Origin of the sequence: Aestuariivirga litoralis, assembly GCF_003234965.1 — a bacterium.
GTDB classification, from domain to species: Bacteria; Pseudomonadota; Alphaproteobacteria; order Rhizobiales; family Aestuariivirgaceae; genus Aestuariivirga; species Aestuariivirga litoralis.
The window spans coordinates 291,601-316,583 of the sequence record NZ_QKVK01000001.1 but is presented as its reverse complement, the minus strand read 5'-3'; the positions used below and the strand labels follow the sequence as shown (position 1 = coordinate 316,583).

24 protein-coding genes and 1 tRNA gene are annotated in these 24,983 nt (G+C 65.2%); 10 read left to right on the top strand and 15 right to left on the bottom strand.

Going from position 1 to position 24,983, the window contains the following annotated elements; translation table 11 throughout:
• Positions 1-73: 73 nt before the first annotated feature.
• The gene (locus tag DK847_RS01600; RefSeq protein WP_111195858.1) at positions 74-817 is read right to left on the bottom strand and encodes a hypothetical protein; all 744 of its coding nucleotides are present in this window, start codon (positions 815-817) and stop codon (positions 74-76) included.
• 72 nt (positions 818-889) lie between these two features.
• Positions 890-2,362 (bottom strand): putative bifunctional diguanylate cyclase/phosphodiesterase, encoded by a 1,473-nt coding sequence (locus DK847_RS01595; protein WP_245414512.1) that lies wholly within the window; start codon positions 2,360-2,362, stop codon positions 890-892.
• A gap of 154 nt (positions 2,363-2,516) precedes the next feature.
• Here DK847_RS01595 and DK847_RS01590 point away from each other — a divergent pair, with 154 nt between their 5' ends.
• Complete coding sequence (locus tag DK847_RS01590) at positions 2,517-3,098, top strand: CAP domain-containing protein (RefSeq protein WP_161957096.1); 582 nt, start codon at positions 2,517-2,519, stop codon at positions 3,096-3,098.
• Between the two features lie 9 nt (positions 3,099-3,107).
• Here the strand turns inward: DK847_RS01590 and DK847_RS01585 are convergent, their stop codons facing one another.
• From DK847_RS01585 to DK847_RS01570, 4 genes are all read right to left on the bottom strand, one after another.
• Positions 3,108-4,181, bottom strand: coding sequence for a radical SAM protein (locus DK847_RS01585; protein ID WP_111195855.1), 1,074 nt, complete (start codon positions 4,179-4,181; stop codon positions 3,108-3,110).
• The gene (locus DK847_RS01580; RefSeq protein WP_111195854.1) at positions 4,181-4,768 is read right to left on the bottom strand and encodes a hypothetical protein; all 588 of its coding nucleotides are present in this window, start codon (positions 4,766-4,768) and stop codon (positions 4,181-4,183) included. Before DK847_RS01580 ends, DK847_RS01585 begins: the two co-directional genes overlap by 1 nt.
• Before the next feature lie 232 nt (positions 4,769-5,000).
• Positions 5,001-5,906, bottom strand: a complete 906-nt coding sequence (gene rpoH / locus DK847_RS01575) for an RNA polymerase sigma factor RpoH (RefSeq protein ID WP_111195853.1) — start codon at positions 5,904-5,906, stop codon at positions 5,001-5,003.
• Between the two features lie 80 nt (positions 5,907-5,986).
• The gene (locus DK847_RS01570) at positions 5,987-6,985 is read right to left on the bottom strand and encodes an RluA family pseudouridine synthase (protein WP_111195852.1); all 999 of its coding nucleotides are present in this window, start codon (positions 6,983-6,985) and stop codon (positions 5,987-5,989) included.
• Here DK847_RS01570 and DK847_RS01565 point away from each other — a divergent pair.
• Together DK847_RS01565 and DK847_RS01560 are read left to right on the top strand one after the other, a co-directional pair.
• On the top strand, positions 6,984-7,319 hold the full coding sequence (locus tag DK847_RS01565; RefSeq protein ID WP_111195851.1) for a hypothetical protein: 336 nt from the start codon (positions 6,984-6,986) through the stop codon (positions 7,317-7,319). The genes DK847_RS01570 and DK847_RS01565 overlap by 2 nt on opposite strands.
• Positions 7,320-7,371: 52 nt before the next feature.
• Positions 7,372-7,446 (top strand) — tRNA-Glu (locus DK847_RS01560).
• A 5-nt stretch (positions 7,447-7,451) separates the two neighbouring features.
• On the opposite strand, the gene DK847_RS01555 is transcribed toward DK847_RS01560, so the two are convergent.
• Complete coding sequence (locus DK847_RS01555) at positions 7,452-7,877, bottom strand: DUF1254 domain-containing protein (protein ID WP_111195850.1); 426 nt, start codon at positions 7,875-7,877, stop codon at positions 7,452-7,454.
• A gap of 472 nt (positions 7,878-8,349) precedes the next feature.
• Here DK847_RS01555 and DK847_RS01550 point away from each other — a divergent pair, with 472 nt between their 5' ends.
• Positions 8,350-9,357 carry a dimethylarginine dimethylaminohydrolase family protein gene (locus tag DK847_RS01550; protein ID WP_111196314.1) on the top strand — a complete coding sequence of 336 codons (1,008 nt, stop codon included), beginning with the start codon at positions 8,350-8,352 and terminating at the stop codon, positions 9,355-9,357.
• Between the two features lie 113 nt (positions 9,358-9,470).
• On the opposite strand, the gene DK847_RS01545 is transcribed toward DK847_RS01550, so the two are convergent.
• The 3 genes from DK847_RS01545 to DK847_RS01535 form a co-directional block, all read right to left on the bottom strand.
• Positions 9,471-10,520, bottom strand: a complete 1,050-nt coding sequence (locus tag DK847_RS01545) for a linear amide C-N hydrolase (RefSeq protein ID WP_111195849.1) — start codon at positions 10,518-10,520, stop codon at positions 9,471-9,473.
• A 237-nt stretch (positions 10,521-10,757) separates the two neighbouring features.
• Positions 10,758-12,539, bottom strand: coding sequence for an amidohydrolase (locus tag DK847_RS01540; RefSeq protein WP_111195848.1), 1,782 nt, complete (start codon positions 12,537-12,539; stop codon positions 10,758-10,760).
• Between the two features lie 241 nt (positions 12,540-12,780).
• Positions 12,781-14,676, bottom strand: a complete 1,896-nt coding sequence (locus tag DK847_RS01535) for an amidohydrolase (RefSeq protein ID WP_111195847.1) — start codon at positions 14,674-14,676, stop codon at positions 12,781-12,783.
• A gap of 146 nt (positions 14,677-14,822) precedes the next feature.
• Here DK847_RS01535 and DK847_RS01530 point away from each other — a divergent pair, with 146 nt between their 5' ends.
• Both DK847_RS01530 and chrA read left to right on the top strand, forming a co-directional pair.
• On the top strand, positions 14,823-15,518 hold the full coding sequence (locus DK847_RS01530) for a Crp/Fnr family transcriptional regulator (RefSeq protein WP_161957095.1): 696 nt from the start codon (positions 14,823-14,825) through the stop codon (positions 15,516-15,518).
• Positions 15,519-16,703 (top strand): chromate efflux transporter, encoded by a 1,185-nt coding sequence (chrA, locus tag DK847_RS01525; protein WP_111195845.1) that lies wholly within the window; start codon positions 15,519-15,521, stop codon positions 16,701-16,703.
• Here chrA and DK847_RS01520 read toward each other — a convergent pair.
• From DK847_RS01520 to DK847_RS01505, 4 genes are read right to left on the bottom strand one after another with little or no spacing between them, the layout of a single operon-like run.
• Positions 16,700-17,176: a DoxX family protein gene (locus DK847_RS01520; RefSeq protein ID WP_111195844.1), complete on the bottom strand. Its 477-nt coding sequence runs from the start codon at positions 17,174-17,176 to the stop codon at positions 16,700-16,702. The genes chrA and DK847_RS01520 overlap by 4 nt on opposite strands.
• Positions 17,169-17,945 (bottom strand): HvfC/BufC N-terminal domain-containing protein, encoded by a 777-nt coding sequence (locus tag DK847_RS01515; RefSeq protein ID WP_161957094.1) that lies wholly within the window; start codon positions 17,943-17,945, stop codon positions 17,169-17,171. Before DK847_RS01515 ends, DK847_RS01520 begins: the two co-directional genes overlap by 8 nt.
• Positions 17,929-18,789, bottom strand: coding sequence for an MNIO family bufferin maturase (gene bufB, locus DK847_RS01510; protein WP_111195843.1), 861 nt, complete (start codon positions 18,787-18,789; stop codon positions 17,929-17,931). The genes DK847_RS01515 and bufB overlap by 17 nt, the downstream gene beginning before the upstream one ends.
• A gap of 54 nt (positions 18,790-18,843) precedes the next feature.
• Positions 18,844-19,107, bottom strand: coding sequence for a BufA1 family periplasmic bufferin-type metallophore (locus DK847_RS01505; RefSeq protein ID WP_111195842.1), 264 nt, complete (start codon positions 19,105-19,107; stop codon positions 18,844-18,846).
• Positions 19,108-19,283: 176 nt separating this feature from the next.
• Here DK847_RS01505 and DK847_RS01500 point away from each other — a divergent pair, with 176 nt between their 5' ends.
• On the top strand, positions 19,284-19,835 hold the full coding sequence (locus DK847_RS01500; RefSeq protein ID WP_111195841.1) for a sigma-70 family RNA polymerase sigma factor: 552 nt from the start codon (positions 19,284-19,286) through the stop codon (positions 19,833-19,835).
• Entirely contained in the window at positions 19,832-20,470 is a 639-nt protein-coding gene (locus tag DK847_RS01495; protein WP_111195840.1) for an NrsF family protein, read from the top strand. The genes DK847_RS01500 and DK847_RS01495 overlap by 4 nt, the downstream gene beginning before the upstream one ends.
• Before the next feature lie 38 nt (positions 20,471-20,508).
• On the opposite strand, the gene DK847_RS01490 is transcribed toward DK847_RS01495, so the two are convergent.
• Positions 20,509-21,618, bottom strand: coding sequence for a nucleoside hydrolase (locus DK847_RS01490; protein ID WP_161957093.1), 1,110 nt, complete (start codon positions 21,616-21,618; stop codon positions 20,509-20,511).
• A 289-nt stretch (positions 21,619-21,907) separates the two neighbouring features.
• Here DK847_RS01490 and DK847_RS01485 point away from each other — a divergent pair, with 289 nt between their 5' ends.
• Both DK847_RS01485 and DK847_RS01480 read left to right on the top strand, forming a co-directional pair.
• A complete protein-coding gene (locus DK847_RS01485; protein ID WP_111195838.1) occupies positions 21,908-23,227 on the top strand; it encodes an alpha/beta fold hydrolase in 1,320 nt (439 codons plus the stop codon).
• Positions 23,228-23,246: 19 nt separating this feature from the next.
• The gene (locus tag DK847_RS01480; protein WP_111195837.1) at positions 23,247-24,851 is read left to right on the top strand and encodes an acetolactate synthase large subunit; all 1,605 of its coding nucleotides are present in this window, start codon (positions 23,247-23,249) and stop codon (positions 24,849-24,851) included.
• Positions 24,852-24,983: the final 132 nt, after the last annotated feature.

Below are 24,983 nucleotides of genomic sequence, written 5' to 3'. Positions count from 1 at the left end.
GTCCCCCGCGATACGGAATGAAGCGGGGAGTCTGCGCCCCCCGCAGGGGGCTGCCCTTGATTTCGGTCAAGCCTCAGAATTCTCGGCGCTCGACGAAGAAGCCATAGAGCGAGGTAAAGACCGAGGCGTTGAAGATCGCATAGAACAGCTGCGTCACGATCAGCCCGATGGCGGTGAGCAACTGGCCGAGCGTGCCGCTGACCTGTGCCAGCGCGCTGCCCATGAGAATCAGTACGAAGAGACCACCCAGCGTGATGGCCCAGCTCAGCAGGAACACGGCGATGCACTGCCACATGTTGCCCGCGCTGGCCGCCCAGGCGTCGCGGAAGCTGAACGTCCGGTCACCGAGGGCGATGGCCGGGAACCTGACCGACAGCCTGGTGATGACGCCGGCAATGAGCACGAAGGCGGGAACAGCAAGCACCGCCACCGCCGGAACCAGGATCGCCATGGTCAGCAGGACGGCCGTCGGGATCACGGCCAGCATGACGAGGAGGAAGCTGAACAGCGCGTAGTAGAGGACATTGGCATCGAGCCGCAGGCCGCGGCTGACCTCGTCACGCAGGATGAAGCGTTGCCAGCTCACTGCCAGCGAGCTTGTGGCGATGAGCGAGACGAGGAAGGTGGCGATCTGGATCGGCCCCACACCCGGAACTTCCCCCGGCGTCACGTCGGGCGGGGCGAAATAGAGCTCCAGGAGGCCGGTGAGCAGCAGCACCGGAAGCCAGGGCAGGGCAATGCGCAGGGCCACCTCACGATAGTTCCAGACGGAATTCAGCGCGTGGGTGATCGCCTTGGTGGGAGAGAGCTTGCGCATGTGGCCCGTGCCTGTTGAATGCGGGCGCAAACTAGACTGCCGGTCACGGCAAGGAAAGTCCAAAGCACAGCATCATGCGGCATTGCGCCGGGCCGCCCGCGGCCTGCGGGAGAGCCCTTGCGCGAAGTTGCCGAGGATGATGGCCGCAAGATCGCCCAGCGCCGCCGGCCTTCCCAACAGGTACCCCTGGGCGAGGTCGCAGCCGATGTCGCGCAGCAGCGAAAGCTGGCGCTGCGTTTCGATCCCCTCTGCCGTCACCGTCATCCCCAGACCGTGGCCGAGCTTGACGATGGCGCGCAGAACGCTTCGTGCCGAGGCCGAATGATCGAGTGCTGCGGCGAAGCTGCGGTCGATCTTGAGCTTGGAAAACGGAAACCTGCAGAGATAGGCAAGGCTCGAATAGCCGGTGCCGAAGTCGTCGAGCGCCACGCCGATGCCCATGTCGCGCAACAGGCGGAGCTGGCTGAGCACGAGCTCGCTGTCCGTCATCAGCGTGCCTTCGGTGATTTCGAGTTCGAGGCGGTAGGGCGGCAGGGCATGGCGCTGCAAGGCACGGCGTATGGTGGTGATGAGCGTGCCGGAATGGAATTCGGCGGGCGAGAGATTGACCGCCACCACGAGATGCGGCGGCCACTGGGCGGCAACCCGGCAGGCCTCCTCCACCGCCCACTGACCGATTTCGACGATGTGGCCCATCTGCTCGGCGAGGGGAATGAACTCCGAGGGCGGGATGGGGCCGAGTTCCGCATCGTGCAGTCGGATGAGGGCCTCGAAGCCGGTGAGTTCGCCTGTCGCCATGGCGTAGACGGGCTGGAAGTCGAGGCGCAATGCATCGCCGCTCACCGCGTCGCGCACCGCCCGCTGCAGCCCAAGACGGCGCTGCGCCTGGGCTGCCATGTCGGCCGAATAGAAGCCATAGCCCGGCTCGCCCTGCCGGCGCGCTTCCGCTAGGGCCAGTTCGGCGCTGTTCACCAGCTCGCACAGGCGCTGCCCGTCGCCGGGGCCAAGCGCAATGCCGGCATGGCAGCGGACCTGGGCCGACAGCTTGCCGAACTCCGGACCGGTGGCGACGTTCAGCGTCAGGTCGCGGGCCAGGGCCAGGACTGCCATAGGGTCGGCCGCATGCGGCAGGAAGACCAGGAAGCGCTCCTCGCTCCAGCGTGCCGCCACGGCCCCGGCTGGCAGCAACGCCATGAGCCGCCCCTGGGCTTCCGCCAGCGCCAGTTCGTCGGCATCGCTGCGGTCGCTGCGGCTGACCCAGCCAAGTCCGGTGAGCTCGCACAGAATGGCGGCAGGCGAGGCACCAGCGAGGACACCGGCACGCGCCACCAGTTCGTTTCGGGGCAGAAGGCCGGGCGAACTGCGGCCTTGCTCACGGCGTGGCGAATGGCTGGACACCAGGATTGCCGCCGCGCAGAGCATTGCGGTGAGGGCAAACTGGATCACCGGCCCCGCTTCCGCCCAAATGCCCTGCGATGCGATGACGGCACCGCCCGCGAGGCCAGCCACCGCCGAGGACGCCAGAAGCCGCCCCCGCTGTGACATATTCACGGGCAGACGCGGACGTCCGAATCTGGGCAGATTTCTGCGCATACCCACCTCCTGAGTGGGAGCATTCTGCCGAAGGCGAGTAGCAAAACGTGTATTCTGTCTCTGGTAACAACTTTAAATTGATTATCTTGGTTCACGGAGTCTTGCTGTGACGGAGCCCTGCCACCTGAGCCGCCGCAGTCTTTGCCTCGGGCTGTTCGGCCTGGTGGCCGGGGTGAACCCGGCCGCCGCGGGCCCCTATCTTGCCTATGCCGAAGGACTTGCCGCCCATCCGCCCAAGGGCTCGCGCTATCGGCCGGACCTGGAAGCGGAACTGGTTGACCTTCTGAACGCCTATCGGGCCGGCAAGGGCAAGGCCCCGGTGCAGGCCGACGCGGCCTTCCAGCAGGCCGCGCGGGCACATGCCGCAGATATGATGCTCAATGGCTTCATGGGGCACTCATCCTCCACCGGCATGAGCTTCCAGGGCCGCATGGCCGCTTTCGTCGGCGACGTCACGAAATATCCCTCGATCGGGGAGAATGCCGCGCGCGAGACCGTGCGTGACGGCTCCCTCGCGCAGAAGACGCGGGCGCTGTTCCAGCAGTGGGTGGACAGCGGCCCGCACCGCAGGAACATGGTCAATCGCAGCTTCGCCTTCGTGTCCACCGGCGTCATCGAGCGGGACGGCGATATCTGGGCGGTGCAGATCTTCTTTGCCACGCCCCGCGCCAAGGGGATTTTCCAGTAGACCGGACGACTAGCCGCTCTTCGACACTCTCGCTGCATCGGCAATGACGGACGGGTAGAGCGCCTCATCGAAGACCACCGCGGCAAGGATGTTTGTCTCGATGTCCTGCAGGTGACGGGCGATGACGCTCCTGACGCGCTCGTCGCGATAGAGCCGGTGACAGGCCTGGCAGTTATGCGCATACATGCCTTCCCAATCGATGGCCGGATCAAGCGAGGCGGCCCAGGCCAGTATCTTCTCCGGCCCCATGTAGCGGATTGCCAGCTTGAGGAGATCGCCCTCGGAGCGGTCCACCGCGGTGGCAAGCGCGTCAGGGTCGCTCACCTGCCCGACGTGAAGCTCCGGAATGATGTTGGCGCCAAGGCCGCAGCAGGACGTGACCACGCCATCGGGCTCGACAGTATAGGTCTCGAGGATGCTCTCGCATCCCGACCTCATGCTGAGGTTGGTGCGATCAACTGCATGGCCGGCTTCATAGATTTCGGTCCTGAAGGGACTGACGGGCATCCACGGCGACTCGATGATCTTGAGTGCGGCGATCTCATCCACGCTCAGCCCCTCGGCGCGCAAGGCATCCAGCACCGTCTTGCGGGTGATCGGGCGCGCCGACCTGAGTTCGACCGTGATGACGGCGGTGCCAAAGACCTTGAAACTGGCCGCCGCCGCCCGGCAGACAGAAGACAGAGGCACGAACCGCGCGTGCTCGTCGCCCGTGCTGACATTCAGCTCGTCAAGACCAAGGGCCGCGAGGCGTTCTGCCTCAGCAATGGCGACCTCCGTGGATTGGGCCCAGTGACCATTGGTCACCAATCGCGTCCGCAGGCCAAGCACCCGGGCCAGGCGCAAACCATCTGCCAGCACATCCGGCGCCAGAGTGGCCTCACCCCCTGTGAAGACGACCAATTCGAACCCGAGTGAATGCGCCTCGGCGATCACCTTTCGTACGTCGTCGATATCGAGCGCATCACGTGCCGAAGGTCCCGAGAAGGAACCGCAATTCCGGCAACTCGCATTGCAGCGCCGCGTTGGCAAAAGCGAAAGCGTCCTGTGCCGGACAATCCCCGCCGTGTGACCACCGGGCATCACATGATCGCGTTCAATTGCTCAAGCTGCCCGGTTCGCGCCAATTCTCGTGCACGTTCCACCAGCGCCTCGGAGAGGGAGCGGATCGTGGCCGGATCGATGCCGTATTCGCGGCCGAGCGACGCCTTGGCGACCGGTGTGCAGGTGCAGGTCCTCTTGCCCGTTGTTTCGTTGGAGACGCATTGGTAGGCGATCTGCCCGAGACCTGGAAAGCCATTGCCGACCGCCGCATTGCTGATGATCGCTCCCAGCACGGTCGCATCCCCGAGTTCCACGACCTTCTTTGCAAAGTTCTCGACGAACACCTCACGTGCCGCAGATTTCCGCCTGGGCTCGAACTCGGCGATCCATTCCACCAGGTCATCATTCGCCAGAATGGCAAACATGAGCCGGTTGACTTCCGAAATTTGATGCCGGCTCGCGCAAGCTCCCGTGACCTCCTCGGCGAGGGTTCCCGCCGGATCGAGCAGGAACTGCTCTCTCATGTCGGGAACCTCCTCGATTCGCTTCATCAGAGACGCCAGCCGTTCGCGCATCTGCCCCCGGCTGATCGTCAGCGCGGGACCAGTCGAATTCGGAACCTTCATTTCAGGCACCTCATGTCAGACTGAATTGGAGAATAACGCTACGTTAACATGCATTCCATTTTTATGGAAGAAGTTTTCCGCAAAAAAATAGTGTGACCCCAGTCTGGATGCGTCATCCGGATGGCAGCGACGACATTCCACGCACCACGGGCGTCGAAGCGTACGTCTGCCTCATCGATCAATGTGATGCGCTGTCTGGAACGTCCAGCGGTGAGGGCGCCGGAGGGCGCGCTCACGCCGTCGGGGCTGGAAGCGTCTTGGGTCCGAGCAGGCGCTGGGAGGCGTTCTTCACAGCCTTCTGAACCTTCTCGAAGGCGCGCACCTCGATCTGCCGGATGCGCTCGCGCGAGACGCCGAACTCCTGGCTCAGGTCTTCCAGCGTCGCCGGATCGTCCTGCAGGCGGCGCGCCTCGAAGACGCGGCGCTCGCGGTCGGTGAGTTTCTCCATCGCATCCTGCAGCAGGCCATGGCGCATCGACTGCTCCTCCGACTGGACGAGCATTTCCTCCTGGTTGTCGGATTCATCCACCAGCCAGTCCTGCCATTCGCCCTCGCCATCCTCGCGGATGGTGGCATTGAGCGAGGTGTCGCCGCCGAGGCGGCGGTTCATCGACACGACGTCCTCTTCGGTGACGCCCAGTTTCTTGGCAATCAGTTCCACCTGGTCGGGGCGCAGGTCGCCGTCCTGCATGGCCTCGATCTGGCTCTTCACCTTGCGCAGGTTGAAGAACAGCTTCTTCTGGTTTGCCGTGGTACCCATCTTCACGAGCGACCAGGACCGCAAAACAAACTCTTGAATCGACGCCTTGATCCACCACATGGCGTAGGTGGCAAGGCGGAAGCCCTTGTCCGGCTCGAACTTCTTCACGGCCTGCATGAGGCCAACATTGCCCTCGGAGATGACCTCGCCGATGGGCAGGCCATAGCCGCGGTAGCCCATGGCGATCTTGGCCACCAGGCGGAGGTGCGAGGTGATGAGCTTCTCGGCGGCGCGGCTGTCGCCGTGTTCCTTCCAGCGCTTGGCGAGCATGTATTCCTCGTCCGGCTGGAGCATCGGGAAGTTGCGGATTTCCTGCAGATAGCGCTGCAGACCGGCTTCACCCGAGGCGATGGCGGGGAGGGACGTGGTCTTTGCCATGTTCAAAGCCTTTCCTGTCTGAGTGCTGTTCTTAACGGACAATTACGCAGAAAATACGACACTGGAGCAGTTACAGATAGTCACGCTTGCGTGTTGTTCAAGCGCAGGGCGGCCAGCAGCATTGCAAAATCTTCCGGTGCGGGGCTGTCGAACTGCAGCTGGCGGCCCGTCCGGGGGTGCTCGAAGCCCAGGGTGGTGGCGTGAAGGGCCTGACGATTCAAGGCATTAAGCGCGTTCCTTGCGTCGTCCGACAGCTTCTTCGCCGAGGTCCGGAAGCCGGATCCATAGACCCCGTCACCCAGCAGCGGGTGCCCGATATGGGCCATGTGGACGCGGATCTGGTGGGTGCGGCCGGTTTCCAGCACGCAGCGCACGAGGCTGGCCACGGGCGGAGTTCCCAGCACCTCGAGAACCTCATAATGGGTCACCGCCTCGCGGGCATTGGCGCTGCGCGACACTGCCATCTTCTGGCGGTTGGCGGTGGATCGGTCGATCGCCGCCGAAATCGTGCCCTGGCGGCGCTCCGGCACGCCCCAGACGAGGGCGAGGTAGCTCCGCTCCAGGCGCCCGTCGCGGCCATGGGCGGCGAACTGGTCGGACAGGCCGTGGTGGGCCCTGTCATTCTTGGCGACGACGAGGAGGCCGCTGGTATCCTTGTCGAGGCGGTGCACGATGCCGGGGCGCCTCACCCCGCCGATCCCCGACAGGCTGTCGCCGCAATGGGCGATGAGCGCATTCACCAGCGTGCCGGTCTCGTTGCCCGCACCCGGGTGGACCACCAGTCCGGCGGGCTTGTCGATCACGATCAGGTCCTCGTCTTCAAAAACGATTGGCAGCGCCATCTCCTCCGCCTGGGGGAGCGCCGGCGCTGCTTCCGGAAGGACAACGCGAAGCTGATCGCCCGGTTTCACCTTGTGGCGGGCCTCGGTCACCGTGGCGCCCTCGACAGACACCGCCCCTTCCGCGATAAGGGCCTGGAACCGCGCCCGGCTCACGTCGGGAAAGGCGGCGGCCAGCGCCTTGTCGAGGCGGTCCGCCGCGGCGGCACTGGTTTCGAGGCGTTGTGAAGGCACTGACATGAACGAATCCGATCCCCTGCAGACGAGCGAAGCGGCGCCGATGGAACTGCCCCCCGGCACCCGCCGCCTGCTGCGGCTGGTCTATATCATGGGCGTCATCTTCGTGCTGCTTCTCGTGACGCTGATCGTGGGGATCATCTGGAAGGCCAACCACAAGGCCCCGCCCAGGCCCGAACCGCCGCCGCAGGTGCTGAATCTCGGCCTCCCCGCCGGCGCCGACATCCGCTCGGCGGCACTCGACGGCAACAGCCTGGTGATCAACACCGGCCGCGAGGTGATCGTGGTGGACGTGCGGAAGAACGCCGTCATCTCCCGCATTTCGGCCGGCCCCTGAGGGGCTTGCACTGGCGGAAGAGCCCCTATATAGGGTGCCCATTCCTCGGAGAGCTCCCTTCGTCTATCGGTTAGGACGGCAGCCTCTCACGTTGCAAAGGCGGGTTCGATTCCCGCAGGGAGCGCCAACAGCTTAAGTGTAGGAATTCATTGGAAACTGCACTCCGCGCTGCACCGAGAAATAGCGCTTCGGGTCGATGTCGGGAATCGAGATCACCATGGGCTCGGTGCGCAAGTCGGTCCACAGCAGCGAATAGGGCGTATCACTGTTCGGCGTGACGATGGCGGTGTCCTCGTAGGTGAACACCCGTGCCTCGCTGTAGAGCGTGTTGAATGGCGCGCGGAATTGGCTCGACGCCTTGTCGATGACGAGTTCGAACATGGCACCATAATTCATGACGATGGGCAGGCCGTAGATGTAGGCCGCCTCGGCAATCTCCTGGACTGACATGAGGCCCGGCCGCCCCTGGCGCCACTCGGCGCTCGCAGATGGAACACCGATCACGAAGCCGGCAAGTGTGGCTGCCCCGGACTTCAGGAATGTGCGCTTGGAGATCATGGTCCGGCATCCTTCTTCGCCAATGGAAATCTGCCCCGAATTCGGGTTTCCGCGGATTAGGGGCGATGATCCGATTTTCCATCTTGACGTGAATCAAGTCGGGGATCGACTGAGGGGAAGCGCCCTTGCACCCGGGTCGCGCTGAATTCAGGGGTCCGCCGCCTACCTCTCCGCCGTCACCTCATCGGCCGGACGACGGACTGGGCGGAGGAGGCCGTCACCGACCCTTGGGCGTTCCCGGCGGGCTTGAAACGCGATGGCGGCGTGGACACCGGCTCGATCGTCTGGACCTCGAAGCACGGCTCGGTCATCGCGACGATCTACAAATCGCGTCGATCTACAAGTGGATTGCGCCGCACGGCTGACAGCAAGGCAATTCCCATGTCTCGAAGTTCGGTGTTGCCAGCAGACCTGGAAACTGCAAGTTTTTGAGCCCTTCGCCTGAGAGATGAAGGCGCGGGGAGTGGCCAAGATGACAGACAGCGCACCGCCTGGCTGGATCTACAACGAAACCGTTCGAATGTTCGCCACGCCAGGCGACCCACCCTTCGAGAGCCGGGACGAGCTCGTTCGTCACTGGGGCCGCGCCTGGGGCGTGGACAACGACGTCGGTGCGATCCGCTCCATTCTCATGCACCGCCCCGGGCCCGAGATGGCGGTCGTCGATCCGGCGAAGCGCATCGAGAGCATCGGTTCCTTTGGCGACCTGGAGAAGGGCTGGTATTTCCAGAGCGACAGCGTGCCGCCCCTCTCCGAGATGCAGGAGCAGCACGATGCCTTCGTGGCCGCGCTGAAGGCCCGGGGGGTCGAGGTTCATTTCGTTGACGGTGTCGATGGCGGGCGGCTGAAGTCCTGCTATACGCGCGATCCGCTGATCATGGTCAAGGGCGGCGCCATTGTCTGCCGGATGGGCACGCGCATCCGGCGCGGAGAGGAACTTGCAGTCACGCGAACGCTCGCCAGGCTTGGCATTCCCATTCTACGAACCTTGTCGGGTTCCGCCCTGATGGAGGGTGGCAGCTTCGCCTGGATCAATCCGAAAACCGCCGTGATCGGCTGCGGCATTCGCGTCAACCGGGAAGGCGCCGAACAGGTCGCGGAGGTCCTCAGGCGACAGGGGGTGGAACTGCTCGCCATAGACCTCGTCGGCTACGACATCCACATCGACGGGTCATTCCTGATGATCGATCGTGACCTGGCGCTGGTCGATCCCTTCGGGCTGCCCTTCTCCTTCCTGGAGAAGCTGAAGGACCTGAGGATACGCACCATCGAGATCACGCCGGCCGACAACAAGTGGATCATAAATTCACTGGCCGTGGCGCCCGGCGAGCTGATTATGCCCGAGGGCGCAACCAACCGGACCCTCGACAGCCTTGCCGCTCACGGCGTCCGGTGGACCGTGCTGCCCTATGCAGCAATGCAGCTGAATGGCGGCGGCATCCATTGTTCCACAACGCCCCTGATCCGCGACGAAATCTGACCGATCCTTCGCGAGTCATAGAAAGGGTGGCACGGCCGCCGCCGAATGCCGACAAGACATGAACCGCAAGAGCGCGGTGCGGGCTGCAGCGAGCGCCACTCGTCCCTGGCGGCCTATTGATCCGGCGCCATGAACTTGAAAAGCTCTGTGGGCTTGAAGTTCTGGGTCTGGTCTCCGGCCGTGTCCGGAAATCCGTCGAGCGTCAGTCGGCGCGGACCGGAGCCTTCCGATAAGTCGAGTGCTCCGAGCTTGGCCCAGATGATGCCGGGGCTGTTGGTGCTCTGGTAATAATAGACCCTGTTCTTGTGGTCCGAGACCGTCAGCCACAGCGTGTCGGCAATGTTTGGTTGGCCGGGAATCTTGATGCCGATGGGCACGCTGACATTGCGCATGACGCTGAACACCGCCGCCACGGCGGTGCGCGGGTCCGCGGTCTGGGTGGCCTCATTGATGTAGTAGGAGGCGCGCACGAAGCGATCCGCGGCGCGGTTGGTGCCCGGCAGCATGGTCGATCCGCCGATCGTCTTCCAGTACTGGTTCAGGCTCAGTTGCTGGTCGAAGGGCGGTGAGTTGGTCATCACCTGGTATTCCTTGCCGTGGTGGATGGTGAGCTTGCCGTCGAGGTATTCGAAAATCGCCGAGTCGCCCGAGGCATCCGAGATCGACAGATGGACCGTGCCCGGCTCTCCGGTCGGTGCCTGGATGGGAACGATGCGGAACTCTTCCTTGCGCAGGCCTTCGACAGCCTCCGCCGTGGTGGCATAGTTGTCGAGGGCATATTGCACCCAGGCCGAATTCGGCAGCGTCGGCCGATTGTCTCCGGCATTCGCCGGAGGATGCTTGGATTCGGGAAGGTAGAGCAGGTTGGCCACCAGGCCCTTCTCGTTCATGCCGTCGGCGGCCGCGCCTTCATAAATCGTGGTGACGATGCTGCCGTACTTGCTCTTCCAGTTGAATGGCGCGCGCGTGTTGCTGTTGCGCTCGAGCCCGCGCGGATAGAGCCAGATGTTGGTGTGCATGTCGGCCTTGAACCAGTCCATGGTCCGGCCCGTCACGGTCTGCCCCTCGAGACCGAAGTAGACGGCCCTTGTGCAGGCCTCGGAGACGGCCGGTCCGATCAGGGAGCATGAGACAAGCAGGGCGAGGGCAAGGCGCTTCTTCATGAGATGATCCTTGATTGAAAGACGGCAACACGGGGCGCAACGCCAAGCTCCGAGAGCCGAGGCCTGACGGCATGCCTTCGAAATACGTCGCTGGGTTGCAGGATGCGGGAAGCAACTGCAAGCTGTCAAGCAGCGCGCAGGTGCGCGGGGGCCGGGATCCGCCGAGTCAGAGGCTTGTCAAAAGCACCCGTTCATCAGCGTCATCCCGCGGGGCCCGACAGCCTTTCCCCAGCTCGGTCAAGAATAGCGCTGCTTGCCCGCGACCCAGGTCTCGGACACCTTGATCTTGCCGATCCTCGCCGGATCGACCTTGTAGGGGTTGTCCTCGAGGATCGTGATGTCTGCTTCCTTGCCGGGATCAAGCGATCCAAGGCGGTCTTCCATGCCGATCTGGCGTGCGGCATCGATGGTGACGGCACGCAGCGCCTGGTCGAGCGTGATCGCCTGGTCCGCCCCGATGATCGAATCGTCGATGATGCAGCGGCGCGTGATGGCCGTTTCCACCAGCGTCAGCGGACCGACCGGCGAGCAGGGCGCATCGGTATGGAGGCTGAAGTTGATGCCCTCCTTGATACAGGTGCCGGCGGCATCGGAGAAATTGGTACGCTCCGGCCCGAAGATCTGCTCGCGGTAGGCCTTGCCGTAGAAACGCACGCAGTTCATCAAAAAGGTAGGCTCGACGTTGAGCGACTTCATGCGCTTGTACTGGTCGGCGCGGGTGAAGGTCGAGTGCTCGATGCGGTTGATGCCGAGCGCCGTCGAACTGCCATAGGCCGCCTCGATGGCATCGAGTGCGATGTCCACCGTGTAGTCGCCGCTGCAATGGATGATGACCGGCATGCCGAAGTCCTTGATGGCGGCCACCATCTCCTTCAGTTGTTCCGGTGTGAAGTTCGGCTTGCCCTTGTTGGTGCTGTTGAGGAAGGGCTCAGTATAGGCCGCCGTCTCGGTCTGCGGCGAGCCGTCGGCGACGATCTTGACCGCATAGAGCGAGAAGGTGGCGTTCGGGAACTGCGCGGCCTTGGGGCCGAGGCCAAGTCCCTTGTAGGGTGCGAGCGCCTTGAGGTCGGTATACATGACGCTGGCGCTGGTCCGGCAAGAAAGGCCACCCGAGAGCTTCGCGAAGGGCTCGATCCACTCGGCGCGCAGCGTGCCAGGCTCATGCACGAAGGTCGTGCCTGTGGCCGCCACGGCCTTCAGGTAATCGGTGAGGGACTTTGCGCCAATCTCTGGCGTGATCTTGGGGAGAAAGAAGGGCGCGAACTTGAGCAGCGCCGATTCCTCGTAGATCAATCCATTGTACTGCCCGCTGGCATCGCGGCCGAAGCGGCCGTTGGCAGGAAGCGGACCGATGTCGGGCGGAATCTTGGCCACCTCGTAGGCCATGCTGTTGACGCAGGCGTCGTGCGAGTTGACGTACCAGATGAAGATGGGGTGTTCGGTCGACACGGAATCGAGTTCCTGCCTGCTGAGGTCGCCGCCCTGCAGGAGGTTATCGAACTTGGCGCCGCTCACCCACTGTCCCGGCGGCGTCCTGGCGGCAATGGCGCGCAGGCCTGCGATCAGTTCCTGCCGGGTCGGGTAGACGCTGTATCCCACATCATTCAGCAACTCGAAGACGAGCGCGGCCATCACCGTGTGGTGATGCGAATCCAGCAGGCCGGGAAGAAGCGTGCGGCCTGCCAGATCGATGATTTCCGTGTCTGTGCTCCTGAGCCCCATGATGTCTTCGCTGCTGCCAGCCGCCAGAACCTTGCCCTGGCCGATGGCGAGTGCCGCCACGGGATCACGACCCGGAAGGGTGACCACCGTGCCGTTGGTGAAGATGACATCTGCGGTTGATCCTTGGGCGAACGCGGGAGCGGAGAGTCCGATCAGCGGGAGTGACGCCGTGGCACCCGACAGCGCAAGGAAATCTCTCCGGCTCGGCATGAACTGCGGTCTGCCGAACAGGTGCGCGCTTCCATGTTCGAACAGTTCATCGGCGAGGTAGAGGTCGGAGACACAATAGCGGCACATGGAGGCATATCTCTTGCGGCGGATTACCAGTTCTCGGCCACGATAAATCAACCAGAGGTAAACTGAATCAGTATTTTCCCCATGCCCTGCAATCCATCCGCGCACCAAGACGCGGCCTGCGTGCGAGGAGCATGATTTATGCCGCAGGGTGCGCCACTTTTCACCGCAGCCAATTCAATCGTCTCCCGGAGCAGGTCGTCGCCACCGCGGAACGCAGGCAGTTTCTCCAGCGGCGGGGCTTTCACTCGGGCCCGTGCGAAACCTTGAAGGCATGCCCGATCGCGGCTTCGGCGAAGGCCAGCTCACGGTCCTCCGTTGCGCCTGAAGGCCGGTCGAGCATGGCCTTTTTTTGTCCGCTCCCCGCCGGCAGGACACGGCCCTCCATCACGGTGCCCCATACGGCGATGTCCTTCAGCTTTGCCGGATCCGCCGCCAACGGGTTTTCCGACAGGATGGTGAGGTTGGCGCGCTTGCCGGGCGAGATGGTGCCGATCTCGTCCTCGAGCTTCAGCGAATATGCGGCCTCGATGGTGACGCCGCGCAAGGCCTTCTCGACCGTGGTGCGTTGATCCGGCGCGGCAACGCGGCCCGATGCGGTGAGGCGGTTCACCGCGCACCACATGAGGAACAGCGGATCGCACGGCGCCATGGGCATGTCGGAGTGCAGCGACCAGCGGATGCCGGCGCGGTCGAGATCGCCCAGGCGCACCATGTCGTCAGCGCGCTCGGGCCCGAGGCCGACCTTGGCATACTGGTCGGCAAGGGCCGTGACATAATAGGGGTTGCCGCTGACGATGGCGCCGAGCGCCTTGATGCGCGCGACCTGGTCCGGGTCGCTGACCGCAAAATGGACCAGCACGGTGCGGTGGTCGTAGCGCGGGTTGCGGCGCAAGTTCGTTTCGAGCGTGCCAAGAACACGGTCCAATCCTGCATCGCCGTTGACGTGGATGTGGATCTGGTAGCCCGCGTCCCAGTAGATGCGGAAGGCGCGGTCGAAGGCGGCTTCGTCCATCATCCAGGCGCCCTTGTGGCCGTCGAGATAGGGCTGGCGCACCTGCATGAGCTGCGAGTAGATCGCACCATCGGCAAAGAGCTTGGCCTGCCGCGGCGCAAGGCTGGTCATGCCGCCGTACCACGAAGCGAGCTTCTCGGTTTCGGCAAGCACCTGTTGATCCTCGGCATAGGCGGCCACCATGCTCTTCGCATCGACCATGAAGGACCAGCGAAACGGCATGTCGGGGCTTGAGAACACGGCATTCACCGCGTCCTGCACCGGCTTCGCCAGAATGCCGCCCGGTTCGTTCCCGATGGTGATGCCCTTGGCGTGCATGTAGTCGCGCGTGAGTTCGAGACCGGCCTGCAGCCGCGCCGGCGATGCGGCGTAGTGAGCAATCTTTGGCATCACGGCAAATAGCCCTTGCTCCCAGAACTGCGCGTCGTCGAGGTTGGACTGTTCCCTGGCCGTTGCCGGAAAGCTCCCGACAACGGCTTCCGTGATACCGGCACGCTGCAGCAGGGCCGTGTTGAAGATCATCTCGTGACAGGAACGGCACCAGACGATGATGGGCTTCGTCGTGCTGATGCCGTCGAGGTCCGCCCTCGTCAGGGGGCCATAGAAGTCCGGGTGATAGCCCCAGGTCAGCAGCGCGCGGCCATCGTCGGTCCAGGCATCCACGGCCTTGCCGAGCCGGTCCATGAAGTCCGCCTTGTCCTTCACGGCGGGCACCGTGCCGCCCGGCAGAACCCAGTCCTCGATCGACAGGATGACGGAGGACATGGTGAGGGCGGCGAGCACCGGATGGTCGTGCTGGGCGACGAAGCCGGGAACCACCACGCGGTCCTCGAAGCTGCGGTCGATCGTGTAGGGCTGGCTACCGAGTATGGCTTTCACCTCGTCGAGGCTTCCGGTCCACAGGATGCGGCCGTTCACCACCGCCACGGCCTGGGCCAACGGGCGGGCCGGATCGAGGGTGACGATCTCACGTGCTGTGAAGATGGTGGCCAACGGCGCCTCGACCATGCTCCCGCCGATGTCGGTGAGGGACTCGGTCAGGGCCAGGGCATGGCTCGACACCGCCATCGCCGGGAGCCCGGCCAGGCCTGCGCCGACGAGCCTGCGGCGGGTCAATCTGGTCATGGTCATGGTTCCTTTCCTGCAGAGCCGCTCAGGGCCGTCGCGGGTGCAACGCCACGGGGACAGTAACGTGAATGCCGGCCTTGAATTGTCGCGCTTGCGACAAATACGGCCCGATGGCATCACATGGGCGATGTCTGGGGGCAAACATGGATCGGGTAGCGGCTGAGCGCCTCATACTGCAACGCGGCTGGCTCTCGGAGCAGCCTGAGGAAGCCCGCGCGGCGGTCCTGCAGCGGGCCCGCCTCGTCAAGCACGACGCCGGGGACTTCGTGTTCCATGCGGGTGACGAAGCAGGCGGCATCTGCGGCGTTGTATCGGGGGGCATCGGCATCTATCTGCCGACCGAGCCGGATGGCCTGAGACTTGCCCACATCGGCCGGCGCGGCGTCTGGTTCGGTTATGGTCCGCTGATCCGCGGACGTCGGCGGGTCCTCTCCTTCAGCCCCACAGAAACCACGTGGCTGCTGCATGTGCCGCTGCTGGCTCTCCAGGAAATTGCCGCGGCTTCGCTTCTCCACCAGCGTGCGGTCCTCTCGGTCGGGGAGTATGGCATGGATGCGGCCATCACCATCATCGAGAACCTGCTGGTCCAGAACCATGCCCGCCGCATCGCGGGGGCGCTGCTGCGCGTCACGCCCGGCATAGACGAAGACCCGGGGCATGCAGCTGTTGAGGTCATCCTCACCCAGTCGCAGCTCGGCGAAATGGCATCGGTCGGACGCCAGGTGGTGAACAGGGAGTTGCAGCGCCTGCAGGCCAGGGGCTGGATCTCCGTATCCTACAGCCGGATCATGGTGCTGAACCGAAGTGCCCTGGTGATGTTCGCGCAGGGAGTGACGTGAATGGGAGGCTCGGCCCGCGAAGTATTCCTGGCCTTCCTGAAGCTTGGTCTCACCTCCTTCGGCGGCCCCGTTGCGCATCTCGGCTATTTCCGCGACGAGCTGGTCGTGCGCCGCAAGTGGATCGACGAGGCGGGCTATGCCGACCTCGTCGCGCTCTGCCAGTTCCTGCCGGGCCCCGCCTCGAGCCAGGTCGGCTTCTCGCTCGGTCTGCTGCGCGCCGGGGCATTGGGTGGGCTTGCGGCATGGTCGGCCTTCACGCTGCCCTCGGCCCTGCTGCTGATCCTGTTTGCCTCTGGCGCAAGCTGGTTCGGGTCCGGCATCGGGTCCGGCGTGCTGCATGGCCTCAAGCTCGTCGCAGTGGCCGTGGTGGCCCAGGCCGTCTGGGGCATGGCGCAGGCGCTGACGCCCGATCGCGACCGCGCCGGGATCGCGCTGCTGGCGGTGTTCTTTGTCGTCTTCGTCGGCGGTTCGGTGGGGCAGGTTGCCGCCATCGTCACCGGCGGTTTGATGGGACTTTGGCTCTGCCGAAAGCTGCCGGTGAGCGTGGTCGGGCACATCAATTCCGGGGTGCCGAGCTTCGTCGGCTGGCTGGCGCTGGTCCTGTTCGCGTTGCTGCTCGTCGGGCTGCCGCTTCTGGAGAGCATCCTCCCGCTGCAGGGCGTGGCGCTGTTCGACGCTTTCTACCGGGCGGGCGCACTGGTGTTCGGCGGGGGTCATGTCGTTCTGCCACTGCTGGAGACCGCGGTGGTCCAGCCCGGATGGGTGTCGGGCGATGCCTTCCTCGCCGGCTATGGCGCGGCGCAGGCCGTTCCCGGGCCGCTCTTCACCTTCGCTGCCTATCTCGGCGCAGTGATGGGGCCGCAGCCATCCGGCCTCGCGGGTGCGGCGATCGCGCTGGTGGCCGTGTTCCTGCCGGGGCTGTTGCTGGTGGTGGGCGTCCTGCCGTTCTGGGACGCCTTCCGCTCGCGGCCACTGGCCCAGGCCGCCATGCGGGGGGCCAACGCCGCCGTGGTGGGTGTTCTGGGCGCGGCCCTCTACAATCCCGTGTGGACCAGTGCGATCCACACCGCCGCAGACTTCGCCCTGGCCCTGCTGGGCTTCGTGCTGCTGACCATGTGGCGCATGCCGCCGTGGAGCGTGGTCCTCGGCCTCGCCGCGGGTGGAGCCCTGTTGTCGCTTGCCTAGACCTGGCCGCGCGCCGAGAACCAGCGCTCGATGAGATGGTCGAGCGAGATGACGCCGGGGCCACGCGTCAGGATCATCACCAGCACGCTTGCCCAGAGCAGGCTCTCCACCCATGACGCGGGGTAGACGAGGGTGACGATGACCAGTGTCATGCCAAGCAGCGGCAAGGTCGCCAGCCTTGTGGCAAGCCCTGCGAAGAGAAACAGCGGTGCTCCGAGTTCCACCGTCATGGCGAGCCGCGCCGCGAGTTCGGGCGGCAGCAGCGGCAGGCGATATTCATTGGCAAAGAGCTGCACCGCGAAATCGAACGAGCGAAGCTTGAGCAGCCCGGCATTGAAGAACACGAAACCCATGGCAATGCGCATGGCGAGCAGGATGAGTGACAGCGGCACGCGTTCGAACAGCGCCCGCAAGGCAAGGAAGCGTGCGCGCAAGGTCATTCCGGCAGGAGCCGGATGGGTGATGTCAGACATCGACGTTTTCTCCTGAATGGGCAATGACCAGCCCCTCGGCGAAGAGCGTGGCAAGTGCGGTTGAAAGATCGAAACCGGGTTTCGCCTGCGTGCCCCGTGTGGCGGCGTCTGCGAGGCTGCATCCGGCGGCGAGGCCTGCACGGAACTGGAAGACGTCCGGTTCGAGTCGGTTCAGCGAGAATGCCCCGCGTGCTCCCCGCAATTGCAGATGCGTCTCGCACGGCTCAAAGGTGAACCGGTCCGGCAGGATGTCCTGCAGGCGAAGGCGGAGCAATTCATCCACCGGCCAGGCGGACTGGATGAAGACCAGTCCGGGCTGCAGCGTGAAGCGCAGCCGGGGCAGGTGGAGCGTGTCGATGCCGGCCAGTGTGACGAGTGCCATCGGCTGATGCTCGAGCGACACGGAGAGACAGCCGAGGTGCCAATCCATGCGCCCAACATCGGCGGCATAGGGCGGAAGGTCATCGCCGCAGCTGCGGAGGGTCTCGATCAAGGCAGCGCCATATTCGGCCATGCTGGGCGCGCGGGGCGGTGACCGCTGCAGCGTCAGGTCCGCCAGCTCCAGCAGTCGATCGGTTCCGAGCAGCCACTCAAGAGTGGGATAGCGGCCGCGCAGGTGGCGGCGGAAACTCTCACGATGATGGCGGCGGTAGATCTCCATCCGGCCGGCAACGCTGGCGGGCGCATGCAGCCTGCCGAGAAGGGGGGCAGGAGCGTCTCCGGCGATTGCGGCGCGGAAGCCCGCCTGCATCTCAAACAGCGAGGGCATGGCGGTCCACGAGAACCTGTTCAGCGATCCGGTCGGCCTTGGCCGCCTCCGCCAGAAGCACATCCATGGCGGGGAGGGCGCTGTCCCATTCGATCAACGTCGGGCGCGGTCCGAAGCGGTGGATGGCATAGGCGTAAAGGTCCCAGGCCTCGGTGGCGATGGGGCGGGCATGGGTGTCGATGATGACGCTCGTCCCGCCCGGCTCCGTTTCCAGTTCGAAGCCCCCGAGATGAAACTCCCCGATCGCCTCGCCCGGCAGTTCGTCGACATAGCGGCGGGCGTCGTAGCCCATGTTGTGTGCACTGACATGGATGTTGGACACGTCGCAGAGCAGCCGGCATCCGGTACGCTTCACGACCTCGGTGAGAAAGGCGGTTTCGGTCATGGTGGACTCCGCGAAGCCGAGATAGTTGGACGGGTTCTCGAGGTGGAACACCATGCCGAGCGCATCCTGAATCTCGGCAATGTGGCGGCAGATCACGTCCAGCGACTGGGCGTGATAGGGCAGCGGCAGAAGGTCGTTGAGGTATTCACCGTCATGCGTGGACCATGCGAGATGGCCCGACAGCAGCACGGGGTCGAGGCGCGTGACGAGGCCGCGCACCCGCGCGAGGTGAGTGCGGTCGAGACCGCTCGCACTTCCCGCCGAGATGCCGACACTGTGGATTGACAGCGGATATAGGGCGGCAATCTCCGCCAGCATTTCCGCGGCATGAGGGTTGGCGAGGACGTTCTCGGGGTGAACCTCGAACCATGCGGCGGCCGGCCTGTCGCGCAGCACCTTGGCGAGATGCTCGAGCCGAAGGCCGACGCCTGCCTGCCGGAACGAAAATGGCTTGGTCATTGCGATCTCCCGGGGGAACGGGGGACGGCCCGGGGGCCGCCCCGCCGTGGCGCGTCACTTGGTCTGGCCACCGACGATGCGGCTGCAATAGCCGGCCGGCACATAGACCCACTCATTGGGATCGGCGTCGACCTTCGACATGCCGGCGCAGGAATGCGTGCCGGTCATCGAGGCGCAATCGTTCGCGCCGGCCTTGGCGATGCCGAAGCACTTTTCGGCGGCATAGGACGGGGCCGGTGTCGGACCTGCCTGCGCGGCGGCGACGGCGGGAAGGGCCAGTGCGGCGGCAACGGCAGACGCGATGAGCAGATTGTTCATGGTGGTTTCCTCTCTGGAACGACGAGCATCAGTGGCCCGACGTGGAGAAGTTCGGCTCCGGCGTGGGGATTGTTACAGGCCACACGCAGCCGTGATCACGTGTGAGCGATTGCATCGGCTTGTCAGGCGGAAGGTGCCGTGTAACAAATCCCCCGTTCGTGACGAAAGACTGTGGAATGGCCTCGGAAGAGGATCGCGCGATGGCAGAGCTGATGCGCGCCGCGCTGAGCGGTGACGAGGCGGCCTATACATCGTTTCTGCGCCGCGCCGCGAACCTGACGCGCCGCGCCGTGACCCGCCGATTTGGATCCATGCTCGCCTCCGGCACCGAGGATGTCGTGCAGGAAACATTGCTGGCGGTGCATCTGAAACGCCATACGTGGCGTATTGAGGAGCCGATCCTGCCGTGGCTCTTCACCATTGCCCGCTACAAGGCGATAGATGCCTGCCGCAGGCGAGGGGTGAGGGTCGAAGTGCCGATCGAGGATTTTGCCGAGGTGCTGGCCGGGCCGGACGAGACGGGACGCTTGATGGAGGAGACGCAGCACATGGAAATGGCAGTGGGAACACTGAGCGGCGGCCAGCAGCGGGTCGTGTCGTCGATCGCCCTCGAGGGCCGCACGATCAAGGAAACGGCCGCCGCTCTGGAGATGAAGGAGACGGCGGTGCGCGTCGCCTTCCACCGCGGCCTCAGCGCCATTGCCCAGCGCTTCGGGCGCCCGGCATGAAGACCGACCAGCTGATCTCCCGCCTCGCGGCCGATACGCCGGCGCAGCGCTCATCACCGGCGTTGCGGCTTGGGTTGGCGGCAGCCGCCTCATGCCTCCTCGCGGGGGCCGCGATGATGCTGAGTTTCGGGCCGCGGCCGGACTTCGCCGCCGCCGTCGCGACCTGGCGCTTCGACATGAAGTTCGCTGTCACCCTGACGCTGGCGGCCACGGCCTTCCTGCTGCTGCGCCGCGCCATCTATCCCGAAGGCCTCGAACAGGCGCCGTTCTGGACGATCTTCGCCGCACCCGCCATCCTGCTCGCGGCAGCGGCCGTGGAACTCGCCTTGCTTCCGGCATCCACCTGGGGCGTGGCGGCGGTGGGCACCAACTGGTGGCACTGCCTCGCCCTGGTTCCCGCTTTCGGCCTGGCACCCTTGGCAATCGGTTTATGGGCGCTGCGGCAGGGGGCGACCACGCGTCCCATGCTCAGCGGCTTCCTGGTAGGCCTTTTCGCGGGGGGAGTGGGCGCAACCTTCTATGCCGCCAACTGCCCCGACGATTCGCCTCTCTTCGTCCTGGCATGGTATCCCGTCGGCATCCTGGCGCTCGGCCTCGTCGGGGCGCTGGCCGGCCGGAGGATGCTGCGCTGGTGAGGCTGGCCTGATCGACGGCGTGCCACGGGGCCGCCTTCCTAGGGGCTGCGGGGCTCCTCGACATAGTTGACCGACGCATTCGTGGCGCGGGTCCACAGGGCGCGCAATGCCTCGGCCGTCACGTTGGGCTCGTAGTGACCTCCAACCCTGTGGAAGGCGTCCGGGTGGGCGAGGAACAGTGCCGCCGACTGGTCCCACAGCAGCGACTTGCCGCCGGCCCGGAAGCAGCAGTCGATCGCCCAATAGTCAGCCCCCTTCACCGCCGGCCCCAGCGATCCATCGCGCACGGTGCCGGTGAGCGCCTGTCGCAGGGCATTTGGCAGACCCTGCGGCGCAAGGCCCTGCACCATCGCCAGGGTCGGCCCATAGACCGTGTCCTGGTGGCCAACGGGATCGGTGTCGAAGCTGCTGCGCGGCGGATCGACGAAAAAGTGCGAGAGCCCCGGCAATTGCCTGTCGAAGGCCGTCTCGCAGGCGGTCATGTCATATTCGCAGTTGAACGAGAAGTTGCCAGGCCGCTGCGTCGGGTCGCCGCGCAGCGGCATGCCCATGATCACCACGTTCTTGATCCTGGGCCGGATGGCCGGGCTGTAATGGATGAAGGAGGTGAAGGTGCCGATGACGAGAATGTCGATGGAATCGCACTCCGCCACCGCCTGCGCCACCTCTATCACGTAATCGGTTGCGGACTGTGCCGCGGGCGGCAGGTCGGCCGACAGCAGCGCGAAGGCGTTGCCCATCATGTCGCGGTAGTCGAGCACGAACTGGCCCCAGTCGGCCCGGATGGTGCTGTCCGGCAGATGGCTCGAGGCACCGATGATCACCGGAATCTGTCGCTGCCCCGGCTCCGCGATGAGGCGCGCCAGAGCGCCGGCGCCGTCGGCGGGCAGGGTATAGCCCTCGCTGGTGATGATCGCCGCAACGTAGCTGCTGCCGATGACGAGGGGGATCGCCATCATGTCGTCGATGTCGAAATCGGTGTCGATCAGGGTGCAGGCGGCGGGCTTCAGCGCCGAGGCAGCGGCGGGGGACGCTGCTGCGCTGCCGGGTTCGGATGGAATGTCAGCGCCGCGGACCTGCGGCGGCGCGATGGTCACGGCCGCCAGCATCAGCAAGGCCGGGACGGTCCGGCCGACAGATCGTATCATTGCAAATTCCCCCTTGTTGCCCAGGTCGGTCACCACGCGCCGCATTTTGCCCGTGTCGGCAGTGGTGTCCACCGGTTCAGCACCTCGCCCGGACCCCCATCCCTGTCAAGCAGGCAGGGGTGGAAGATCACAACAATGCCAGGCAGCCGCGTGCCGCCATGGCGCGAACATGCCTCCGGAGCGGGCCGCGCCCCGCGATCGACTAGGTGTTTTCTGCAAATTGAATGATGACACAATCCATGCAAGTTGCAGTTTCGGCAGCCGATGCCCTGCCGGTGGAGACAAAGAGATGACCCTTGCAAAGCGCACACTTGGCTGTCTTGCCCTCGTCGCCGCCATCACCGTGGCGCCGCCGCTTCAGGCCGCGCCGCCAGTCGCACCCTTCTACGCCGCCGTAGCGGCCATGAAGCCCGATGGCAAGCTGGGCCAGGTGATCGCGCAGGAGGCGGTGACCACCACCATTTCCGGAGCCCGGGCCTGGCGCATCGCCTATATCTCCTCCGACATGGCGGACAAGCCGACGATTGCGACCGCACTGGTCATCGCGCCGGTCGGCCCGGCACCCGCGGGTGGCCGCCCGGTCATGTCCTGGGCCCATGGCACCACCGGCACGGCGCAGAGTTGCGGGCCTTCGCAGGTGGTCGACCCCGCGGCGCCGCTCAACGAGTACTTCCTGCCTTCCGGCAATTCCTGGACGGATTATGGCGTTCCGGCTCTCGCCGAATTCATCACGGCGGGCTACGTCGTGGTGGCGACCGACTATCAGGGCCTCGGCGGCGGGGGCAGGCACCAATATGCACTGGCCGAAACCCAGGCGCGCGACTCGATCGACGCCATCCGCGCCGCCGGCGCGATGAAAGAGACGGGCGCAGGCCCCCAGGCCGTGATCTATGGCTGGTCCCAGGGGGCGGCCGCAGCAATCACCGCCGCGAGCATGCCCGATTACCTGGCGCGCCAGGGCACCGCCTTCGATGGCGTGAAGCTCGTCGGCGCGGTGGCCATGGCGCCGGAGTATTTCCGCGCGCTTGCCCCTTCCGCACCCCTGACCGACGAGAGTGCGGCAGCCGTGATGGCGGGCACCGCCAAGGCCTTCTCGAACAGCGTGAACAACTTCAACCATCTCGCAATGACGCTGTGGGCCGAGCAGGCGGCCTATCCCGACAGGCTGAAGCTGACGGACGTGTTCACCGACGAGGGCGCGGCGTTCATCGACGAGATCATGGGCAACAAATGCGTTCATGCCGCATCCGACTCGATCACCTACAGCTATGGCGACCAGTTCACCAGCCTGCTGCGGCCCGATCCGGCCAATGCCAGGCTCTGGGCGCAGACGCTGATCGACAGCGCCGGGCCGGATGTGAAGCCGATCGTTCCCGTCATCATCTTCTGGGGCACGAAGGACGTGGTCGTGCCGCCCGCCATGCACAAGGCCTATCGCGAGCGCATGTGCCAGCTGGGCGGCAACGTCACCCGCGTGCAGCTGAAGGGTGACCTCACCCATTTCGCCACGCCGGCAGCCTCGCAGCCGCTCTATCTGCCGTGGATCGCCGAACGGCTGGCCGGAACGCCGGCCCCGGACGGCTGTGCCGCCGAGCAGGTGCAGAAATAACTTTTCAGGAGCATTCCAGATGAACGGCGCGCAATCCCTCTTCAAGGCTCTCGTCGATGCAGGGCTCACCACCTGCTTCGCCAATCCCGGCACCTCGGAAATGCAGCTGGTCTACGAGATCGGCAGGAATGACAAGGTGCGCGCCGTGCTGTGCCTGCAGGAGGATGTGGTGACGGGCGCCGCCGACGGCTATGGCCGCATGACGGGCATGCCCGCCTTCACACTGCTGCATGTGGCGAGCGGTTTTGCGAATGGCATTGCCATGCTGCACAATGCGGGGCGGGCCAACACGCCGCTTGTGAATGTGGTGGGGGCCAATGCCTCCTACCACCAGCCGAACTTTCCCGAGCACGAGCTCATCAACGGCCGCATCACCGACTTCACGCGGGTCGTCTCGCACTGGTCGGCGGAGGCGCGCAGCGCCTCGGAGCTGGGCGAACTCGGCGCCCAGGCTGCAGCGCTGGCCAAGACCGGCAAGCTCTGCACCATCGTGGCGCCCACGAACCGCCATTGGGACGAGGCCAACCCGCCGCCCGCCATGCCCGAAGCCCAGGGGCTCCCGCGCGTTGCGGGCGAAGCCGTCGCAACCGCCGCGGCGATGCTGAAGAACGGCAGGAAGACCGGGCTGGTGCTCGGCAATCGCGCGCTGCATGGCGCGGCACTCGAGACGGCGGCGGAGATCGCGGCGGCGACCGGCGCCAGCCTGCTCGCCGAAACCTTCGCCTCGCGCTATCTGGCGCGCGGCGCGGGCCGCCCGGTGATCGAGACCATTCCCTATGAATTCGAGATGGGCGTGAAGTTCCTCTCGGGCTTCGAGCAGCTGGTCTTCGTGGGCGCGGCGTTCCCCGTGGCGACCTTCGCCTATCGCAACAAGCCGATGTACAAGACTCCTGCCGATTGCGCGCTGTTCACCATGGCCTCGGTCAGCGAGGACATGGATGATGCGCTGGCGCGGCTGTCGCAGGAATTGGCTGCCGCGGGTGCCAAGGTCCCGCGCAATGGCCGGGCTGCGGGCGAGGCGCCGAAGGGCGCCCTCACGGCCGGCAGCATCGGGCAGAGCCTGGCCCTGCTGATGCCGGAGAATGCCATCCTCGTCGACGAGGCCGCCACCAATGGAATGGCCATCATCGAGGCGACGAAGCAGGCCGCGCCCCATGACTATCTCAACCCGCTCAATGGCGGCGCCATTGGCGGCGGCCTTCCCATGGCGCTGGGCGCGGCCATTGCCTGCCCGGCGCGCAAGGTCGTCCACCTGCAGGCCGATGGCAGCGGCATGTATACGGTGCAGGCGCTGTGGTCGATGGCGCGCGAGAGGGCGGACGTGGTGATCGTGCTTCTCAAGAACGATGCCTATTCGATTCTCGATCTCGAACTCGCCCGGGTGCGCGATGGTGCAGCCAACAGCCGGATGATGGCGCTGACCTCGCTCGGCGACCCGACACTTGACTGGGTGAGCATCGCCACGGGCCTCGGTGTCCCGGCCAGCCGCGCCAGCAGCGCGGAAGACTTCCATGCGAGGTTCAAGGCAGCGCTCGGTTCGAAGGGGCCGCAGCTCATCGAATGCCAGTTGCCGATCACGGCGGAATGGCGGGCGCTGGAAGACTACGTCCAGAAGAACCGCTGAATCCTCCCGCTGCCCGGGCAGGTGCGCGCCTCGTCATAACGCAGGTTGCGCGGGGCATGCACTTCTGCAGGCTGATTTGATGCAGATTAAGTCACCCGTCGCCTCACGCGTTAGGGTGGTGCCGCGGCTGCA

What these genes read in the sequence shown, in the direction of transcription:
- DK847_RS01600 (WP_111195858.1), bottom strand. Translation starts at nt 817, where the DNA reads ATGCGCAAGCTCTCTCCCACCAAGGCGATCACCCACGCGCTGAATTCC.
- DK847_RS01595 (WP_245414512.1), bottom strand. Translation starts at nt 2,362, where the DNA reads ATGTCACAGCGGGGGCGGCTTCTGGCGTCCTCGGCGGTGGCTGGCCTC.
- DK847_RS01585 (WP_111195855.1), bottom strand. Translation starts at nt 4,181, where the DNA reads ATGCCCGGTGGTCACACGGCGGGGATTGTCCGGCACAGGACGCTTTCG.
- DK847_RS01580 (WP_111195854.1), bottom strand. Translation starts at nt 4,768, where the DNA reads ATGAAGGTTCCGAATTCGACTGGTCCCGCGCTGACGATCAGCCGGGGG.
- rpoH (WP_111195853.1), bottom strand. Translation starts at nt 5,906, where the DNA reads ATGGCAAAGACCACGTCCCTCCCCGCCATCGCCTCGGGTGAAGCCGGT.
- DK847_RS01565 (WP_111195851.1), top strand. Translation starts at nt 6,984, where the DNA reads ATGAACGAATCCGATCCCCTGCAGACGAGCGAAGCGGCGCCGATGGAA.
- DK847_RS01570 (WP_111195852.1), bottom strand. Translation starts at nt 6,985, where the DNA reads ATGTCAGTGCCTTCACAACGCCTCGAAACCAGTGCCGCCGCGGCGGAC.
- DK847_RS01555 (WP_111195850.1), bottom strand. Translation starts at nt 7,877, where the DNA reads ATGATCTCCAAGCGCACATTCCTGAAGTCCGGGGCAGCCACACTTGCC.
- DK847_RS01550 (WP_111196314.1), top strand. Translation starts at nt 8,350, where the DNA reads ATGACAGACAGCGCACCGCCTGGCTGGATCTACAACGAAACCGTTCGA.
- DK847_RS01545 (WP_111195849.1), bottom strand. Translation starts at nt 10,520, where the DNA reads ATGAAGAAGCGCCTTGCCCTCGCCCTGCTTGTCTCATGCTCCCTGATC.
- DK847_RS01540 (WP_111195848.1), bottom strand. Translation starts at nt 12,539, where the DNA reads ATGTGCCGCTATTGTGTCTCCGACCTCTACCTCGCCGATGAACTGTTC.
- DK847_RS01535 (WP_111195847.1), bottom strand. Translation starts at nt 14,676, where the DNA reads ATGACCAGATTGACCCGCCGCAGGCTCGTCGGCGCAGGCCTGGCCGGG.
- DK847_RS01530 (WP_161957095.1), top strand. Translation starts at nt 14,823, where the DNA reads ATGGATCGGGTAGCGGCTGAGCGCCTCATACTGCAACGCGGCTGGCTC.
- chrA (WP_111195845.1), top strand. Translation starts at nt 15,519, where the DNA reads ATGGGAGGCTCGGCCCGCGAAGTATTCCTGGCCTTCCTGAAGCTTGGT.
- DK847_RS01520 (WP_111195844.1), bottom strand. Translation starts at nt 17,176, where the DNA reads ATGTCTGACATCACCCATCCGGCTCCTGCCGGAATGACCTTGCGCGCA.
- DK847_RS01515 (WP_161957094.1), bottom strand. Translation starts at nt 17,945, where the DNA reads ATGCCCTCGCTGTTTGAGATGCAGGCGGGCTTCCGCGCCGCAATCGCC.
- bufB (WP_111195843.1), bottom strand. Translation starts at nt 18,789, where the DNA reads ATGACCAAGCCATTTTCGTTCCGGCAGGCAGGCGTCGGCCTTCGGCTC.
- DK847_RS01505 (WP_111195842.1), bottom strand. Translation starts at nt 19,107, where the DNA reads ATGAACAATCTGCTCATCGCGTCTGCCGTTGCCGCCGCACTGGCCCTT.
- DK847_RS01500 (WP_111195841.1), top strand. Translation starts at nt 19,284, where the DNA reads ATGGCCTCGGAAGAGGATCGCGCGATGGCAGAGCTGATGCGCGCCGCG.
- DK847_RS01495 (WP_111195840.1), top strand. Translation starts at nt 19,832, where the DNA reads ATGAAGACCGACCAGCTGATCTCCCGCCTCGCGGCCGATACGCCGGCG.
- DK847_RS01490 (WP_161957093.1), bottom strand. Translation starts at nt 21,618, where the DNA reads ATGATACGATCTGTCGGCCGGACCGTCCCGGCCTTGCTGATGCTGGCG.
- DK847_RS01485 (WP_111195838.1), top strand. Translation starts at nt 21,908, where the DNA reads ATGACCCTTGCAAAGCGCACACTTGGCTGTCTTGCCCTCGTCGCCGCC.
- DK847_RS01480 (WP_111195837.1), top strand. Translation starts at nt 23,247, where the DNA reads ATGAACGGCGCGCAATCCCTCTTCAAGGCTCTCGTCGATGCAGGGCTC.